The 16066-nt window shown below is 62.7% G+C and carries 13 protein-coding genes and 1 riboswitch; of the genes, 7 read left to right on the top strand and 6 right to left on the bottom strand.

Going from position 1 to position 16066, the window contains the following annotated elements:
- The first annotated feature begins 11 nt into the window (after nucleotides 1–11).
- Together argF and EB231_RS34180 are read left to right on the top strand one after the other, a co-directional pair.
- Entirely contained in the window at nucleotides 12–923 is a 912-nt protein-coding gene (argF, locus tag EB231_RS34185) for an ornithine carbamoyltransferase (RefSeq protein ID WP_172352632.1), read from the top strand.
- 100 nt (nucleotides 924–1023) lie between these two features.
- Nucleotides 1024–2055, top strand: coding sequence for an Hsp33 family molecular chaperone (locus tag EB231_RS34180; RefSeq protein ID WP_140775438.1), 1032 nt, complete (start codon nucleotides 1024–1026; stop codon nucleotides 2053–2055).
- Nucleotides 2056–2091: 36 nt separating this feature from the next.
- Here the strand turns inward: EB231_RS34180 and apaG are convergent, their stop codons facing one another.
- Nucleotides 2092–2484, bottom strand: a complete 393-nt coding sequence (gene apaG, locus EB231_RS34175) for a Co2+/Mg2+ efflux protein ApaG (protein WP_172352631.1) — start codon at nucleotides 2482–2484, stop codon at nucleotides 2092–2094.
- Between the two features lie 300 nt (nucleotides 2485–2784).
- Between apaG and EB231_RS34170 the strand changes: the two genes are divergently transcribed.
- A complete protein-coding gene (locus EB231_RS34170) occupies nucleotides 2785–3936 on the top strand; it encodes a ceramide glucosyltransferase (protein WP_172352630.1) in 1152 nt (383 codons plus the stop codon).
- A 33-nt stretch (nucleotides 3937–3969) separates the two neighbouring features.
- On the opposite strand, the gene EB231_RS34165 is transcribed toward EB231_RS34170, so the two are convergent.
- Entirely contained in the window at nucleotides 3970–5160 is a 1191-nt protein-coding gene (locus EB231_RS34165) for an O-succinylhomoserine sulfhydrylase (RefSeq protein ID WP_172352629.1), read from the bottom strand.
- A gap of 56 nt (nucleotides 5161–5216) precedes the next feature.
- Nucleotides 5217–5294, bottom strand: a riboswitch (SAM riboswitch).
- A gap of 96 nt (nucleotides 5295–5390) precedes the next feature.
- Here EB231_RS34165 and EB231_RS34160 point away from each other — a divergent pair.
- Nucleotides 5391–6485, top strand: a complete 1095-nt coding sequence (locus EB231_RS34160; RefSeq protein WP_172352628.1) for a 2'-deoxycytidine 5'-triphosphate deaminase — start codon at nucleotides 5391–5393, stop codon at nucleotides 6483–6485.
- 486 nt (nucleotides 6486–6971) lie between these two features.
- Here the strand turns inward: EB231_RS34160 and araD1 are convergent, their stop codons facing one another.
- The 4 genes from araD1 to chvE form a co-directional block, all read right to left on the bottom strand.
- Complete coding sequence (araD1, locus tag EB231_RS34155) at nucleotides 6972–7964, bottom strand: AraD1 family protein (RefSeq protein ID WP_172352627.1); 993 nt, start codon at nucleotides 7962–7964, stop codon at nucleotides 6972–6974.
- Nucleotides 7965–8263: 299 nt separating this feature from the next.
- The gene (gene mmsB / locus EB231_RS34150; RefSeq protein WP_172352626.1) at nucleotides 8264–9550 is read right to left on the bottom strand and encodes a multiple monosaccharide ABC transporter permease; all 1287 of its coding nucleotides are present in this window, start codon (nucleotides 9548–9550) and stop codon (nucleotides 8264–8266) included.
- Entirely contained in the window at nucleotides 9547–11079 is a 1533-nt protein-coding gene (mmsA, locus tag EB231_RS34145; RefSeq protein WP_172352625.1) for a multiple monosaccharide ABC transporter ATP-binding protein, read from the bottom strand. The genes mmsB and mmsA overlap by 4 nt, the downstream gene beginning before the upstream one ends.
- A gap of 100 nt (nucleotides 11080–11179) precedes the next feature.
- Nucleotides 11180–12250 (bottom strand): multiple monosaccharide ABC transporter substrate-binding protein, encoded by a 1071-nt coding sequence (gene chvE / locus EB231_RS34140; RefSeq protein ID WP_140775431.1) that lies wholly within the window; start codon nucleotides 12248–12250, stop codon nucleotides 11180–11182.
- Nucleotides 12251–12562: 312 nt separating this feature from the next.
- Here chvE and EB231_RS34135 point away from each other — a divergent pair, with 312 nt between their 5' ends.
- The 3 genes from EB231_RS34135 (at nucleotide 12563) to EB231_RS34125 (ending at nucleotide 16038) form a co-directional block, all read left to right on the top strand.
- On the top strand, nucleotides 12563–13552 hold the full coding sequence (locus tag EB231_RS34135; RefSeq protein WP_172352624.1) for a LysR family transcriptional regulator: 990 nt from the start codon (nucleotides 12563–12565) through the stop codon (nucleotides 13550–13552).
- 105 nt (nucleotides 13553–13657) lie between these two features.
- Nucleotides 13658–14308 carry a response regulator gene (locus tag EB231_RS34130; RefSeq protein WP_172352623.1) on the top strand — a complete coding sequence of 217 codons (651 nt, stop codon included), beginning with the start codon at nucleotides 13658–13660 and terminating at the stop codon, nucleotides 14306–14308.
- Nucleotides 14309–14313: 5 nt separating this feature from the next.
- Nucleotides 14314–16038: a sensor histidine kinase gene (locus EB231_RS34125; protein ID WP_246741055.1), complete on the top strand. Its 1725-nt coding sequence runs from the start codon at nucleotides 14314–14316 to the stop codon at nucleotides 16036–16038.
- Nucleotides 16039–16066: the final 28 nt, after the last annotated feature.

The following is a 16066-nucleotide window of genomic DNA, read 5'->3' as shown; positions in this document are numbered from 1 at the left end:
GAACATTGCTGATGTCAGTTCGCCATTTTACCGATCTTTCCACCGTTTCCGAGGGCGACCTGCGCTTCATGCTGGACGACGCGGTGGTGCGAAAGGCGCGCCTAAAGGCCGGCGAGCGGACCAAGCCGCTCGAAGGAAAGGTGCTGGCGATGATCTTCGACAAGCCGTCGACCCGCACACGCGTTTCCTTCGACGTAGGCATGCGCCAGCTTGGCGGCGAGACCATCATGCTGACCGGTACCGAGATGCAGCTCGGCCGCTCAGAAACCATCGCCGACACCGCCAAGGTGCTGTCGCGCTATGTCGACGCGATCATGATCCGCACCACCTCGCATGAGCGGTTGCTGGAACTGACCGAGAACGCAACCGTGCCGGTGATCAACGGGCTGACCGACGACACCCACCCCTGCCAACTGATGGCCGACATCATGACCTTCGAGGAGCATCGCGGTCCGGTTGCCGGCAAGACCATCGCCTGGACCGGCGACGGCAACAATGTGCTGCATTCGCTGCTCGAAGCGTCTGCGCGGTTCCGCTTCAACCTCAACGTCGCCGTTCCCGAAGGCAGCGAGCCGGCGCAGAAGCATGTCGACTGGTCCAAGGCGCATGGCGGCAAGCTGCATTTCACCCGCTCGCCCGAGGAAGCCGTCGACCAGGCCGACTGCGTCGTCACCGACTGCTGGGTGTCGATGGGCCAGGAGCATCGCGCCCGCGGCCACAACGTCTTCTCCCCCTATCAGGTCAATGCTAAGCTGATGGCGCATGCCAAGCCGGACGCGCTGTTCATGCACTGCCTGCCGGCGCATCGCGGCGAGGAAGTCACCGACGAGGTCATTGACGGACCCCATTCGGTGGTCTTCGACGAGGCCGAGAACCGGCTCCACGCCCAGAAGGCGGTGCTCGCCTGGTGTCTTGGTGCTTGAGATGAAGTGTCTGGGCGCTTGATCCGCGGGGGCGCGATGCCTATCTGCGCCGCATCACGCAAATCAAGCGCGTTTGGACGCATGCACCCCAGGGGGCGGCATGGCCGCGCCCTGGAGCTTTGTCATGTTGGAAACGCATCAAGTGACTGAACATCACCCCAAACTCGGCGAGTTCGGCTATGCCGGCGACGACCATGTCGTGCCTTTCGAGGTCGGTCCGCTCGACGTGCGCGGTCGCACGGTCCAGCTCGGGCCGATGCTCGACGCCATCCTCAGCCGCCACGACTATCCCGAGCCGGTCGCCCGCCTGCTGGCGGAAGCCTGCGTGCTGACGGTGCTGCTCGGCACCTCGCTCAAATTCGAGGGCAAGTTCATCCTGCAGACCCGCACCGACGGGCCGGTCGACATGCTGGTGGCGGATTTCACAACGCCTTCGGCGCTGCGCGCCTATGCGCGCTTCGATGCCGATAGGCTCGAGGCCCTCGTCGCGGCAGGCGAGACGTCCCAGCAGACGCTGCTCGGCAGCGGCGTGCTGGCGCTGACCATCGACCAGGGTGCCCACACGCAGCGTTATCAGGGCATCGTGCAACTCGACGGCGAGACGCTGGAGGACGCGGCGCGCACCTACTTCCGCCAGTCGGAACAGATTCCGACGGATATCAGGCTCTCTGTGGCCAAGCTTTTGACGCCTGGCCCTGGTGGCGCGCGCGAACAGTGGCGTGCCGGTGGTATCCTGGCGCAGTTCCTGCCGCAGTCCCCCGAGCGCATGCGCGTTCCGGACCTGCCCGGCGGCGATGGCGATCCGCGCGACGAGATCCACGATCCGGCCGACAATTCCTGGCAGGAATTGCTGGCGCTGCTCGGCACCATCGAACCGACAGAACTGATCGATCCGACGATCGGCGCCGAACGGCTGCTCTATCGCCTGTTCCATGAGCATGGCGTGCGCGTCTTCGGCGGCGTCCCCGTCGCCGACCAGTGCTCATGCTCCAGGGACAAGATCCGCGGCATCCTCGAGGGCTTCTCCGCGCAGGAGATCAAGGACTCGACCGAGGATGGCGGCATCCACGTCGCCTGCGAATTCTGCTCGAAGCAATATGACTTCGACCCGGCGGAATTCGCGGCACAGTGAGTCAGTCTTTCTCCCCGTGGAACGGGGAGAAAGATGCTAATTCACCGTCCGTCTCGTGCCCGGCAGATCCAGCGAAAAGGCAGGGATGGCGATGTCAAATGTCTCGCCGCGCTTGTTGCGCATCGTATAGCGCCCGACCATGATCCCTGACGGCGTCGAGAGCGGGCAGCCCGACGTGTATTGATAGCTGTCGCCGGGATTGAGTTCGGGCTGGTCGCCGACAACGCCGGGGCCGCGCACTTCCTCGACCCGGCCGGCGCCGTCGGTGATGTGCCAATAGCGGGACAGAAGCTGCACGAATTCGTCCGACTGATTGTCGATCGTTACCTGGTAGCCCCAGACATAGCGGTTCTCGGAAGGATCCGAACGGTCCTCGAGATAGAACGGCCTGACCTGCACTTCGATATTGCGCGTGACGGCGCGGTACATAAGCGGCTCCAAAACGATGTCGAGCATGATCCCGAAAAGTGGGAACCGGTTTTCTCGGCCAAACGGTTTCCGTTTGTCCAAAGATCATGCTCAAACAAACAAAACTTTCGGCCCTCCAGGCGAGGAGGTCAACGTGCGCGTCTTGTCGCGCTCGTCCTCGAAAGGCAGGTGCCGGCAAAGAATGTCATTTAAGTGACACATGACAATGGTGGTGTGCGCGAACCGAGCGACTCGGCGCTCTGTCGAACTGTTGAAAGCGGCCACACCGCGGGCCGTCTCTTCTGGAGTGCCCAGACCTCGATGGAACTCACTTTCATAGCCGCCTTGCTTTCAACTGCTCTTATCCTTTCAAACGCTGCCAGCATCGCGCTGGCCGCTTCGCGGCTGAAACGGCGCACCACGATCTCGCCGCCAGCCGGCAAATCGCAGCCGGTGTCGATTGTCGTGCCGTCGCGTGGCGTCGAGCCGTTCACGCACGAGACTCTGGAACGCGCCTTCTCGCTCGACTGGCCGCGCTATGAGTTGATCTTCTGCGTTGCCCATGCCGATGATCCGGTGGTCGGGTTGATCAGACAAGCCATCGCCCGTTTCCCCAAGGTGCCGGCCCGGCTGTTGATCGGTGACGATCGCGTCAGCGCCAATCCCAAGCTCAACAATTGCGTCAAGGGCTGGGAAGCAGCGCGGCATAACTGGGTCGTGCTGGCCGACTCCAACGTACTGATGCCCAGGGATTACATCCAGCATCTGATGGCGGCATGGCGGTCAAACACGGGCCTTGTCTGCTCGACGCCGATCGGCTCGCGGCCGGAGGGCTTCTGGGCCGAGGTCGAATGCGCCTTCCTCAACACCCTGCAGGCCCGCTGGCAGTATGCTGGTGAGGCGCTCGGCCTTGGCTTTGCCCAGGGCAAGAGCATGCTTTGGAACAAGCCGCTGCTGGATGCCAATGGCGGCATCCGCGCGCTGGCAGCTGAAATCGCCGAGGACGCCGCCGCGACCAAGCTGGTCAATGGGCTCGGCCTGCGCGTCAATCTCGTCGCTTCGCCCTTCGAACAGCCGCTTGGCCGGCGCACGCTTGGCGAGATCTGGTCGCGCCAGGCCCGCTGGGCGCGCCTGCGCCGCGTCACCTTCCCGCTGTTCTTCGCGCCCGAAATCCTGACTGGCGCGGTGGTGCCGCTGCTGCTTGCGCTGGTTGCGGCGGCAGGCGTCGGCTTCAGCTTGCCGCTGACTGCCGTCGCCGTGCTGGCGGCCTTCTACCTCCCGGAATGTGCACTGGCCTGGTCCAAGGGCTGGTACCTGTCGCCGCGCATGGTCGCGGCGATCGTGATGCGTGACCTGATCCTGCCGGCGATGTGGGCACGCGGCTGGCTCGGTGGCGCCGTCGACTGGCGCGGCAATGCGATGACCATCGGCACCAAGGCCGCCGAACTTGAAGAGGCACCGTCGCGCGCTTGAACCCGCCGCAGGCGACGCTGCCTGGACGGCCTGCTATTTGGCGGCTTTCAACGCCTGTGCGATGTCTTCCAGAAGGTCGTCGGTGTCTTCCAGGCCGGCCGACAATCTCAGCGTACCAGGCCCGATGCCGAGTTCGGCGCGGGCCTCGTCGCTCAAATTCTTGTGCGTCGTCGTCGCCGGATGGGTGATCAGGCTCTTGGCGTCGCCAAGGTTGTTCGAGATCAGCACGATGTCGAGTGCATTCTGCAGGGCGAAGGCAGCCTGCTTGCCGCCCTTCACATCGAGGCAGATCAGCGTCGAGCCGCCCGACATCTGCTTCTTGACGATATCGGCCTGCGGGTGGTCGGCGCGGCCGGGATAGATGACGCGAGCAATCTGCGGCTGTTCGGCGAGAAAGTCGGCGATCCTGCCGGCGCTCTCCGTCTGCTGGCGCACGCGCAGCGGCAGTGTCTCCAGGCCTTTCAGCAGCGTCCAGGCATTGAAGGGCGACAGGCTGGGACCGGTGTGGCGGAAATAGTCGTGCAGGTTCTCGTCGATCCACTTCTTGTCCGACAGGATCACGCCGCCCAGACAGCGGCCTTGGCCATCGATGTGCTTGGTCGCCGAATAGACGACGATATGCGCGCCAAGCTGCAACGGCTTTTGCTGCAAAGGCGTGGCAAAGACATTGTCGACGACAAGCCGTGCGCCGATGGAGTTGGCAAGCGCGGCAACCGCGGCGATGTCGACCACTTCCAGTGTCGGGTTGGTCGGGCTTTCCAGGAAGAAGAGCTTGGTGTTGGGCCTGACCGCCTTTTCCCAATTGGCGATGTCGGTGCCGTCGACCAGCGTGGCCTCGATGCCGTATCGCGGCGCCAGCGTCTCGACCACCCAGCGGCAGGAGCCGAACAGCGCGCGCGCCGCCACGATATGGTCGCCGGCCTTGACGCTGCACAGAAGGGCCGCCGTGACCGCGGCCATGCCCGATGCCGTGGCGCGCGCATCCTCCGCGCCTTCGAGCGCGCACATGCGCTTTTCGAACATGTCGACGGTCGGATTGGCGTAGCGCGAATAGATGAAACCCGGTTCCTCGCCCTTGAACCGGGCTTCGGCCGCCTGCGCCGTTTTGTAGACATAGCCCTGCGTCAGGTACATCGCTTCGGAGGTTTCGCCGAAGCCGGAACGCAGGGTTCCGCCATGCACGAGGGCTGTCTGAGGCTTCCAGTTGCGCTTCTTGGTGCTCATCGCTTTGTTCCAGACACAAAAAAACCGGCCGCGAAAGTCGCAACCGGTCCATACGGCCTTGCGGCCCGACGGTCCTTTAGCGACTTGTTTAACGTGGCTGCAAGCCGACCGGCCAAATCACCACGGGATAACGACCCTTTAGACCCGTCCCACGCTTGCGTCAATTGCCGGCTTCATTAAGAGGTTTGTACCAAGCGGGTTCGACAAAGCCTGCCTCTAGGAGCGAAGCCTTGCGAGAGACGGGCATTCTTCCCGATCAGGACATTTCGGCGCTGTTCCAGTCTGGCGCGCTGAAGTCGCCGCGCGCGCTCGATGCCGACCAGATCCAGCCGGCCAGCCTCGATCTGAGACTCGGCGAGCGGGCTTGGCGAGTGCGTGCCTCCTTCCTGCCCGGCCCCAATCACAAGGTTTCGGAGAAGCTCGACCGGCTTAAGCTGCACGAGATCAATCTTGCCGACGGCGCGGTGCTGGAAACCGGCTGCGTCTACATCGTGCCCTTGCTCGAGAGCCTGGCATTGCCGCCGGAGATTTCCGCCTCGGCCAATCCGAAAAGCTCGACCGGGCGGCTCGACATCTTCACCCGTGTCATGACCGACCGTGGCCACGAGTTCGACAAGATCGCGGCCGGCTACAACGGTCCGCTCTATCTGGAAGTCAGCCCACGCACCTTCCCGATCGTGGTGCGCACCGGTTCGCGCCTGTCGCAGATACGCTTCCGCACCGGCAACGCGCTGCTCTCGGAGGGCGAACTGCATGAATTGCACCGTGCCGAGATGCTGGTCGCCACCGAGCCGCCGAATATTTCGGGCGGCGGCATCGCGCTGTCGATAGATCTCAATGGCGACAAGGAGGGTCTGGTCGGTTATCGCGGCAAGCATCACACCGGCCTTGTCGATGTCGACAAGCGCGGGGCGCAGGATGTCGTCGATTTCTGGGAACCGATCCACAAGAGCGGGGCCGGCGAACTGGTGCTCGATCCCGACGAATTCTACATCCTCGTCAGCCAGGAAGCGGTGCACGTACCGCCGCTCTATGCCGCCGAGATGACGCCGTTCGACCCGCTGGTCGGCGAATTCCGTGTCCATTATGCCGGCTTCTTCGACCCGGGCTTTGGCCATTCGGCGGCCGGCGGCACCGGCAGCCGGGCCGTGCTCGAAGTGCGCAGCCACGAGGTACCCTTCATCCTCGACCACGGCCAGATCGTCGGCCGGCTGGTCTACGAGCACATGCTGAAGCGGCCGCAGGCTCTCTACGGCACCGATCTCGGCTCCAACTATCAGGCGCAAGGCCTGAAGCTGTCCAAGCATTTCCGCGCCGCGCGGTGATCCTCCCTGGTTATGTCAGTGGCGGAAAAGATATTCTTCCGCAGCGCCGAGGCAGGCATGGAAATGGCCGATAAAGAGTAGCTCTCGCACGGTCAGACGCTTCCTGCCCCTTGGTCTGCTTCGTTTCATCAAGCGGAGAGCTTGAGCCCGCACCCAATGGGAACAATTGCCTGTTGAGGCATCCAAGGACATGCGCTCTCGCGGAGTCGATGCCGCAAGCCTGGCCGCTGTCGTTCAACTCGTCGGCGCGCAACGCGGATGTCATGCGATCCGCATTGCGCATGAGAAAGTTCACCTGCGTATTTGAGTATCCGGTGGCTAGAAGGCGGCTTGATATTGCCGATCGGGCTTCACGGTAGGTTTTTGGACTGCATTTTCCGGCAGCGTAAGCGGTCGAGTAGAAACAGGCGAGCGCCAGCACTATGCCTGTGAACGCGAGGCTCGGCCGGATGCGTCTCATGCCTTCCCCAAAATCTCGGTCCTGTCCTACAGCGCCTTCACCGCCACCTTTACCGGCTTTTCGATCTCCAGCGGATTGCGCAGCGGCAGGCCGAAATCCCCCGCCTCGATCTCGAACACATCGCCGGCCTCGGTCTTGACGCCGTCGGCGAAGGACAGTGTCGCGGTACCGAACATATGCACATGCACGTCACCCGGCTGGCGGAACGCAGAATATTTGAAATGGTGATGTTCGAGATTGGCGATGGTGTGCGACATGTTCGCTTCGCCCGACAGGAACGGTTTTTCCCACAGCGTCCTGCCGTCGCGTACGATGCGCGATGTGCCGCGGATGTCGGAAGGCAGGTCGCCGATCAGGATCTCCGGCCCGAACGAGGCATTGCGCAGCTTGGAATGGGCGAGGAAGAGATAGTTCACACGCTCGGTCACATGGTCGGAAAATTCGTTCGACAGCGTGAAGCCGACACGGAAGGGGGCGCCGTCGTCACCGATGACATAGATGCCGGCAACCTCGGGTTCCTCGCCGGCGTCCTTGGCGAAGGCCGGCGACAGAAGTGCCGCACCTGGCGCCACGGCCATGGTACCGTTGCCCTTGTAGAACCATTCCGGCTGCACGCCGACCTGGCCTTTGGCGGGCTTGCCGCCCTCCAGGCCCATGCGGAACATCTTCATGGAATCTGTGAGCTGCTCCTCGCCATCGGTGCTGAGCTTCTTGTGCATGGAATCGCGCGTCGCCGCCGAGCCGAGATGCGTCAGCCCAGTGCCGGTGAGATGCAGATGCGCCGGATCGGGATGGTTGATCGGCGACAACAGCCGCCCCTTCTTGTAGGCGGCGTCGAGATCGACCGCCTCGCCAAGTCCCTTGCGCTCGATCAGCGCGATGAGGCCGACGCCGGTGCGTGCAGCTTCCATCGCCAGCGAATAGACGCTGCGGGCGCCGTTGATGATCCGGGTCTTGCCGCCGCTGCGGGCCACGACACGAATGGTCTCCGCGTCGTCGAGAATCTGCGAGATCAGCATGATCAATCCTCTCTTATTTGCCTTGGTCCGGTTGCCTCGTGGCAAACCTTGACCTGCGCGGCTCGGATCTCGCCGCGCCACGGGTGAAATTCTTCGTCCGGATTGCGCTCGCGGGCTTGATCCCCTGGGGGACTTCTTGATGCCGACTATTTGCCGGCAGCACCGCGATCTGGACCCGTATGCCTTCCTTGTTGCCTCGCTGGAGCGGTTCAGCTCTGAGGAACCGAGCCGCTCCCGGTATTTTGTTTCCGCGCAATTCCTGGGAAAACCGCGATGCGCTTTTCCTGGAATTGCTCGTGTCAGGCCTTGTTCTTGTTGTAGACGTCGAAGATCACGGCGCCGAGCAGCACAAGGCCTTTGACCACCTGCTGCCAGTCGACGTTGACGCCCATGATCGACATGCCGTTGTTCATCACGCCCATGATGAAGCCGCCGACCACGGCGCCTATGACCTGGCCGACGCCGCCCATCGCCGAGGCGCCGCCGATGAAGACGGCGGCGATGACGTCGAGCTCTGAGCCCAGACCCGCCGCCGGCACGGCCTGGCCGAGGCGAGCCGCGATGATCAGGCCGCCGAGTGCCGAAAGCACGCCCATGTTGATGAACACGTAGAGCGTCAGCCGCTCGGTGTTGATACCCGACAACTGCGCCGCCTTGGCGTTGCCGCCCATTGCGTAGATGCGGCGGCCGATGGTCATACGCTTGGTGACGAAGACGAACAGCGAGATCAGCACGCCCATGACGAGGAGCACTACCGGCAGCCCCCTGTAACTGGCGAACTCATAGACCAGGAACAGCGCCAGCGCGCTGGCGACCAGTGTCTTGACGACGAACAGGGGGAAGGGTTCGGCCTCATAGCCATGGCGCTCGCGCTTGCGCCGGGTGCGCAGCCCGAAATAGGCATAGGCTAGCACGGCGATCACGCCCAGCACGATCGTGGTCATATGCAGCGTCAGGCCGCTGCCCATGATGGTCTTGCCGGCGGCATTCACCGTCGGCGGGATCAGCGTCAGCGGGCCGATCACGTCCGGAATGAAGCCGGAGCTCAGCGCCTTGAAGTCGTCCGGAAGGGGACCCACCGAGGATCCGCCGCCCAGCAGCGCCTGGCAGATGCCGCGGAAGATCAGCATGCCCGCCAGCGTCACGATGAAGCTCGGTATTCGGTGATAGGCGATCCAATAGCCTTGCGCCGCGCCGATAAGGCCGCCCACGATCAGGCAGACGATCGAAACCACCAGCGGATTGCTGAGCGGCCCGAGCTGCCAGATGACCATCATGTTTGCCGCCAGCGCGCCGATGAAGCCCGCGACCGATCCGACGCTGAGATCGATATAGCCGGAAACGATCACCAGCAGCATGCCCAGCGCCATCACGATGATGAAGGAGTTCTGCTGCACCAGATTGCTGAGGTTCACCGGCTTGAACAGCGTTCCCGACGTGGTGAACTGGAAGAACAGCATGATGACGATCAGCGCGATGATTAGACCGTATTCGCGCAGGTTCGCCGTCAGCGCCGAGACGGCGATGCGTGGACGCTGTTCTTCGGCGACGTTGCCCTGCGGGGCGGGGGCGCTTTCGGTGCTCATGCTGCTTTTCCTTCTCCCCGAACGATGGCGCGCATTATTTTTTCCTGGCTTGCGTCCGCCGCGGGCATTTCGCCCACGATGCGCCCTTCGTTCATGACGTAGATGCGGTCGGTGATGCCGAGCAATTCCGGCATCTCCGACGAGATGACCACGATCGCCTTACCTTCCGAGGCAAGACGCGCGATGATCGTATAGATTTCGTACTTGGCGCCGACATCGATGCCGCGTGTCGGCTCATCGAGGATCAGCACGTCCGGGTCGGCGAACAGCCATTTCGACAGCACCACCTTCTGCTGGTTGCCGCCCGAAAGATTGCCGGTCATCTGATAGACGCTCGATGCACGGATGTTCGTTTTCTTGCGATAGTCGTTGGCGATGGCGAGCTCGCGCAGATCATCGATCACGCTGTGGCGCGACACGCCGCCCAGATTGGCGAGTGTTATGTTGTGTTTGATATGGTCGATGAGGTTGAGACCGTAGGTTTTGCGGTCCTCGGTGACATAGGCGATGCCGTGTTCGACCGCCTTGCTCACCGACGAGACATCGATCTGCTTGCCCTTGAGCAGCACCTCGCCGGTAATGCGGCGGCCATACGAGCGGCCGAACAGGCTCATTGCGAATTCGGTTCGGCCAGCGCCCATCAGCCCGGCAATGCCGACCACCTCGCCCTTGCGCACGTTGATGTCGATGCCCTTGATCACCTGCCGTTCGGCATGGAGCGGGTGATAGACCGACCAGTTCTTCACTTCGAACACGACCTCGCCGATCTTGGGCTCGCGTGGCGGATAGCGGTCGTCGAGCGAACGGCCGACCATCGAGGTGATGATGCGGTCTTCCGAAATGTCCTTCTTGGCCAACGTCTCGATGGTGCGACCGTCGCGGATGACGGTAACCTTGTCGGCGACCCGGTTCACCTCGTTGAGCTTGTGCGAGATCAGGATCGAGGTCATGCCCTGCCGCTTGAACTCGAGCAAAAGGTCGAGCAGCGCCTGACTGTCCTTTTCGCTGAGCGATGCCGTCGGCTCGTCGAGGATCAGCAGCTTGACTTCCTTGCTCAGCGCCTTGGCGATCTCGACCAGCTGCTGCTTGCCGACACCGATATTGGTGATCAGCGTCTTGGGGTCTTCCTTGAGGCCCACCTTCTTCAACAGGGCGCTGGTGCGCTGCTCGTTGGCATCCCAGTCGATCACACCGTATCTGGCGTGTTCGTTGCCGAGAAAGATGTTTTCGGCAATCGACAGCATCGGCACCAGCGCAAGCTCCTGGTGGATGATGACGATGCCCTTGTGTTCGCTGTCATGGATGCCTTTGAACTGGCATTCCTGGCCTTGAAAGATGATCTGGCCGTCGTAGGTCCCCGCGGGATAGACGCCCGACAGCACCTTCATCAGCGTTGACTTGCCGGCGCCGTTCTCGCCGACCACGGCGTGAATCTCGCCTTCCTCGACACGCAGGTTGACGTTCGACAGCGCCTTCACGCCGGGGAACGTCTTGGTGATGTCGCGCATCTCCAAAATCGTCGAGGTCATTGGCGCAAGCTCCTCCGAGGCCGGCAGAAACAATACCGGGGTCGCTTGTGAACGAAAAGGGGCCCTGCGTTGCGCAGGACCCCTGACTTTACAACCGAAATTACTTCAGGTCTTCGGCCTTGATGTAGCCCGAGTCGACGACCAGCTTCTGGTAGTTCGACTTGTCGACCTCATGCGGCGTCAGCAGGATCGAGGGAACGACCTTGACGTCGTTGTTGTAGGTCTTGGTGTCAAGGCCATCCGGCTTGCCGCCCGAGAGCACCTTGTCGACGAGTTCGACGGTGGCCTTGGCCAGGTCGCGGGTGTCCTTGAACACGGTCGAGTACTGTTCGCCCGTGATGATCAGCTTGACCGAGGCGGTCTCGGCGTCCTGACCGGTCACGATCGGCCAGGGCTGTGCTTCCGTGCCGTAACCAACGGCGCGCAGCGAGGCGGTGATGCCGCGCGACAGGCCGTCATAGGGCGACAGGACGCCATCGACGCGGCTGCCGTCCGAATAGTTGGCCGACAAGAGGTTATCCATGCGTGCCTGGGCGGTTGCCGCCAGCCAGCGCAACGTGCCGACCTTGTCCATGCCGGTCTGGCCGGACTTGATCTTGATCGAGCCGTCGTCGATCAACGGCTGCAGGACGGAGATCGCACCGTTGTAGAAGAAGAAGGCATTGTTGTCGTCGGGCGAGCCGCCGAACAGTTCGACGTTCCAGGGCTTGGTGTTCGGGAAGCGCTCCTTGAGGCCCTTGACCAGCGAATTCGCCTGGATCACGCCGACGCCGAAATTGTCGAAGGTGGTGTAGTAGTCGACATTGGCGGTCTTCTTGATCAGGCGGTCATAGGCGACGACGACGACGCCGGCGTCAGCGGCCTTCTGCAGCGCATCCGACAGGGTGGTCCCGTCGATCGAGGCGATGATCAGCGCCTTCGGGCCCTTGGTGATTTCGTTTTCCAGCTGGCTGAGCTGGTTGGGGATGTCGTCCTGCGCATACTGCAGGTCAACGGTGTAACCGAGAGCCTCGAGCTGGGACTTCACGGCATCACCGTCATTGATCCAGCGCTGCGAGGTCTTGGTCGGCATCAGCACGCCGACAAGACCCTTGTCGGCTGCGTGCGCCGAGTAGGTCATGGCAGCGATGCCAAGCGCCGCGACTGCGGCCAGTGTCTTGATGATTTTCACTTAACTCTCCCTGGTTGATGGACGCGGCACCCCGGGGGTCGTGGGCCGCGCAATCGTGCAGAAGCGCCAAGGCACTGCTGCCGTCATATCGATCTCCGGTATCCTCCCATGGCCCCGAGGCACTGATTTCAATCGATACGATTTTTATCGTCGGCGACCGTTGCGTCTCGGAACGCGCTGACGTTGCCGCCCTTTTGCCATAACTGTCAAATGCGATCTTTGATGATTGCTATACCGCAAGTGGTATATGTTGTGATGCGTGACGGGTCGCTGGCAAATGCCATCGGGCCGCGGCAGGAGGTAAGGAAAACCATGGCGGCGTTACAGAATCCGACTACGGCTTTAAACGTTTCCAGCGACATACCGGGCGACGGCGAAACCCTGCTGCGCAGCGGTCTCAGCCTGCGTCACATGCGCATGATCGTCGCCCTCGACGATCACGGCCGGGTGAGCGCGGCGGCGCAAGTCATGAACATCTCGCAGCCGGCGGCCTCGCGCATGATCGCCGAGATGGAGGCGGTACTCGAGGTCAAGCTGTGCGAAAGGCTGCCGCGCGGCATCACGCTGACACCCTACGGCAAGGCGCTGGCCAGGCGTGCGCGCTCGATCCTGCTGGAGATGCGCGAGGTCGACCGCGAGATTTCCGAGCTCAAGGCGGGCAAGGGTGGATCGGTGTTCCTGGGTGCCGTGACGGCGCCTGCGATCGAACTTGCGGTACCGGCGATCCGCGAAATCCGCCGCATCTACCCGCGCATCGAGATCACCATGCAGGTCGAGACCTCCAATGTGCTGGCGCGCGAACTGATCGCCACGCGCCATGATTTCATCATCGCCCGCATCCCCGACGACCTCAATCCGCGGCTGTTCGAATCGCGTGTCATCGGCGTCGAGAAAGCCTGCCTGATCGTGCGCCGTGGCCACCCGCTCACCAGCGGCGGCGTGGTGCGGCTGGAAGACACCGCCGCCTACGACTGGGTTTTCCAGTCGGGCGGTTCGCCCTTGCGCCAGGCGATGGAGAGCAATTTCCTGAACCGCAACATCGCTCTGCCGGACCGGATCCTCAACACCAGTTCGCTGCTGCTCACACTGGTCATGGTCGCGCAATCCGACGCCATCGCACCGGTTTCGGTGCAGGTGGCGAAATTCATCCAGAATCCCGACGGGCTCGCCGGCGCCATCGACGTCGTCCAGACCGAATTCGACATCGAGGTCAGGCCCTACAGCCTGATCACGGTCAGGAATCGCGTGCTGTCGCCGGCCGCCAAGATGCTGCACGATTTCATCCTGCGGGAGGTCGGTTGATGCGTGGCCACGTGATTGTCGACGGGTGAAGAGGTTGCCATCTGGTGTATTGATCGGTTTACAATGGCCCGGCAGATCCATTGCAGGACAGGCGGGTAGGGGGACGTGAAAGCGAACGTCGTCGTTGTCGAGGATGATCCGCTCGTTGCCGCTCATGTTGGACGCGGCGTGGCGGCGCATGACGGCTTGTCGCTGGCGGCCATCGCGGGGACGCTGGCCGGTGCGCGTGCTCTGCTCGAAGAGAAGGTGGACCTGTTTATTCTCGATCTTGGCCTTCCCGATGGAAGCGGGATCGAATTGATCGAGGAAATCCGTGCACGAGGCGGTCTTGAGCCGAAAATACTCGTCCTCTCGGTGCTGGGCGATCAGGATACGGTGCTGGCGGCTGTGCTGGCGGGAGCGGACGGCTATCTGCTGAAAGATATCGACAGTCTCGACATCGGCCAGCAGGCTGCCAATGCATTGACCGGTGGTGCGCCATTGTCGCCCAGCATCGCCGCTTATGTGCTGCGTCATCTGCGCCGGCAACGGGAAGATTCGAAATCGGATGATGCCGATCCTCCGCTGTCACCGCGCGAAATCGAACTGCTGCAGCTTCTGGCGCGCGGGTACAGCAACCGGCAGGCGGCGGCCGAACTGGAAATATCGCCGTACACGATCGGTGATCATGTGAAATCGATCTACAGGAAGCTCAGGGTGAGCAATCGGGGCGAGGCCATGGTACGCGCCTTTCGCAGCGGGTTGCTACGTCTGTGACCATCATGCCCCGGCTGACGGGATGGCGCCGCGCGCTGGCTATCATTCTCGGCGCGCAACTGCTGTTCTGGTGCGCTTATGCGCTCATCGTCGCCGGTTTGCAGCCCGTGGGCACACTAGAGGACTATCGGTTGCCAGCGGCGCGGGCGCTGCTGGCGTCCGAGCCGGCCGAGGTGGGCGCCTATGCTGCCGGGCTTTCAGGGCCGGCCATGCTGCGTATCCCAGGCTGGCAGCCCGTGGTCCTGCAGCCGGCGCAGGCGAGCCTGTTGTCGCGCGCGGAGACGTCGGCGGGGAATGAGTGGTCGCTCACCTGCCGGGGAAATCCCTGTCCGGAGGCCGCGACAGCCTATGCAGGGCCTTTCGACCGTATGGATGAGGCGGCCGGTTGGGAGAAGTTCCAGCGCTTCGACATGGTATGGTTGGTCGTTGTGACGGAACTGATGATGGGCGCAGCGCTGCTCGTCCTGTTGCCGGTCAACGGGTTTTCGCGGCTCCAGTGCATCACTGGCCTGCTGCTCATCTCGGTGGGCATCGACGCCTGGCTCACCACCTTCGGTGCGGAGAGCCTGCCCTATGTCTGGTTTCCGTTGCTGCGCTACGGCGTGGAATATCTAATGTTGACGACAGCAGCGCTTGCCGTGAACGCCTTTGCCGACTGGCGGCCGCGCGAGGCGTGGGCGGCCTGCGGCTATTTCGTTGCCGTCTTTGCCATATTGCTCGGGACCATGATCGCGGGCGCCAGCTTCGCGACAATCGTCGCCTGGCTCGATGCGATCACGCTGACGCTGCTGCTCGGATATGGCTTTTTGGCCTTGCTACGGATGGGAAGGACAGCTCCCGGGCCGGCGATCCGGGTTCTGGCGATATTGCTTGTCGCTCTTGCCTCGATTGGCTTCGACCTGTTTCTCCTGCCGCCGCCCACTGGCTTCGCGCTGCAGGCGTCGGTCCTCGCACCGCCATTGACGATGTTCGGCATCCTGTTCGAGATCGCGCTGCAGGGGCACAGGCTCAATCAGGAGGCCGAGGAGGCGCGTAGCGACCTGGAACGTCAGGTGCTGGAGCAGGATGCGAGCCTGCTGCGCTCCTCGCGATTGCTGCGCCATCAGGAACGGCTGATCGCGATCGACGCCGAGCGTCAGCGTCTGCTACGCGACATGCACGATGGAGTCGGCGGTGTGCTGACGCACCTTCTCCTCGATGTCCGCGAGAATCGACTGACTTCACGGGAAATCGAGCAGGGACTACAGTCTTCAGTCGATGACCTGCGCAACATGGCCAGTGCAATCGACGCGGGCAACGAACCGATCGACGAGGCGCTGGCGATGTTCCGGGAGCGCATGGCAGGCCGTCTTGCCCGATCTGGCGTCACCCTGGACTATCGCTGCACGCTCCCGACCCCGGCACCGAGCCTCGACGTGCGGCGGCTGCTCAATCTCTATCGGCTGTTGCAGGAGGGTATCGCCAACAGCTTGCGCCATGCTTCCGCCACAAGGATCGACCTCGCGATGAAACCGGGTGACGATGGCGCAATTCTCATCATATTGTCGGACGACGGCATGGGGTTCGAGCCCGAGAGAGCCTCAGGCGCTGTCGGAGAAGGACGGGGCCTTGCGAACATCCGCCGTCGGGCTGACCAGATGGGCGGACGAATAGCAATCGAAAGTGCGCCTGGACGCGGCACGCAACTAACCTTGGCCATCCCGACCCACGCCGCAGGACGAAAGTCCTGATCGCTGCGTCGAAGCGGGTCAGCGGGGG

Source organism: Mesorhizobium sp. NZP2298, from assembly GCF_013170825.1.
Lineage (GTDB): Bacteria > Pseudomonadota > Alphaproteobacteria > Rhizobiales > Rhizobiaceae > Mesorhizobium.
This window is presented reverse-complemented; position numbering and strand designations above follow the sequence as displayed.

Coding starts and splice junctions, on each gene's coding strand:
- argF (WP_172352632.1), top strand. CDS start 12: ATGTCAGTTCGCCATTTTACCGATCTTTCCACCGTTTCCGAGGGCGAC.
- EB231_RS34180 (WP_140775438.1), top strand. CDS start 1,024: ATGGCCGCGCCCTGGAGCTTTGTCATGTTGGAAACGCATCAAGTGACT.
- apaG (WP_172352631.1), bottom strand. CDS start 2,484: ATGTACCGCGCCGTCACGCGCAATATCGAAGTGCAGGTCAGGCCGTTC.
- EB231_RS34170 (WP_172352630.1), top strand. CDS start 2,785: ATGGAACTCACTTTCATAGCCGCCTTGCTTTCAACTGCTCTTATCCTT.
- EB231_RS34165 (WP_172352629.1), bottom strand. CDS start 5,160: ATGAGCACCAAGAAGCGCAACTGGAAGCCTCAGACAGCCCTCGTGCAT.
- araD1 (WP_172352627.1), bottom strand. CDS start 7,964: ATGCTGATCTCGCAGATTCTCGACGACGCGGAGACCATTCGTGTCGTG.
- mmsB (WP_172352626.1), bottom strand. CDS start 9,550: ATGAGCACCGAAAGCGCCCCCGCCCCGCAGGGCAACGTCGCCGAAGAA.
- mmsA (WP_172352625.1), bottom strand. CDS start 11,079: ATGACCTCGACGATTTTGGAGATGCGCGACATCACCAAGACGTTCCCC.
- EB231_RS34135 (WP_172352624.1), top strand. CDS start 12,563: ATGGCGGCGTTACAGAATCCGACTACGGCTTTAAACGTTTCCAGCGAC.
- EB231_RS34125 (WP_246741055.1), top strand. CDS start 14,314: ATGCCCCGGCTGACGGGATGGCGCCGCGCGCTGGCTATCATTCTCGGC.